Source organism: Phytoactinopolyspora endophytica, assembly GCF_004138495.1.
Lineage (GTDB): Bacteria > Actinomycetota > Actinomycetes > Jiangellales > Jiangellaceae > Phytoactinopolyspora > Phytoactinopolyspora endophytica.
The window spans coordinates 84325-85446 of record NZ_ML142851.1 but is presented as its reverse complement, the minus strand read 5'-3'; the positions used below and the strand labels follow the sequence as shown (position 1 = coordinate 85446).

The following is a 1122-nucleotide window of genomic DNA, read 5'->3' as shown; positions in this document are numbered from 1 at the left end:
CCGGCTTCTCGCTTCGGTTCCGGACCGACTGGAAGGGGCACGGCCTAGCCGAGCCCATCAAGCTGGGCATGTGGACCTTCGGGTTCGTCGTCGTGAACCAGATCGCCTACCTGTTCTTCGTGAACATCGCGACCAGTGCGAGCGCCGCTGGGGCTGAGGACGGTGCGGGTTACACGGTCTACTCCAACGCGATGCTGATCATGATGGTGCCGCATTCGGTGATCACCGTGTCGCTGGCCACCGCTCTGCTTCCCCGGCTGTCCGACCTCGCCGCCGACGGCTATCTCGACGAGATGCGCGACCGGCTGGTCTCGGCCATCAGGGTCTGCCTGGCCATCATCGTCCCGCTCGGCGCACTCATGGCTGTCCTGGCCTACCCGATGACGGACATGATCTTCGACTACGGTTCGGCACGCGGGCAGACGGACATGCTCGCTCGCACCCTGATGGCGTTGATTCCAGGCCTACTCGCCTTCACCGTGCACTACCTGTGCCTGCGGGGCTTCTATGCCCTGCAGGACACCCGCACACCGTTCTTCACTCAGGTGTGGATCGCCGCCGTCATGGTGGTCTGGGCGGTAGGTATCGCGATCATCTCGCCGAGTCCCGACATCGTCACCATGACGCTGGCCGTCGGGTACAGCGCCGCCTACGTTGTCGGTGCCGCCGTCAGCCTGAAACGGCTCCAGCATGAGATCGGTCGTATCCCAACCGGGCCGCTGGTCCAGCATCTGGTGCGGCTGCTCATCCCCACCGCGATCGCCTCCACTGTCGCATGGCTGGTGTGGCAGGGCTGGTCTCAGCTCGGAGTGCTCGACCCCCTGCCGTCGATGCTGGTTCACTTTGTCGACCTCGCCGTGGGCGGGACGGTCGGCATGGTCATCTTCGTCGGCTTGGCCTATGCCATGCGTATCGCCGAGGTTCGCCGGGCCGTCGGCATGGTCCTGGCGAAAGTTCGTAAGCGCTCCGCCGGCGAAGAGTCCGCAGCAACCACGACGTCGATCCCGGACCATGCGCTCGATGAGACCGCCGAGCATCCGGCTCCGATCGTCGAGACCGGTACGCTCAGCATCTTCCGTCAGGCGGCGCTCGACCCCGATGTCACGGTCGAGTTCTTCCTCG

The 1122-nt window shown here is 65.1% G+C and carries 1 protein-coding gene; it reads left to right on the top strand.

Annotated elements, in window-relative coordinates; genetic code table 11:
- Positions 1 to 1122 (top strand): murein biosynthesis integral membrane protein MurJ (murJ, locus tag ELR45_RS34695; protein WP_165367595.1); only part of this gene is annotated, 1122 nt, incomplete at both ends.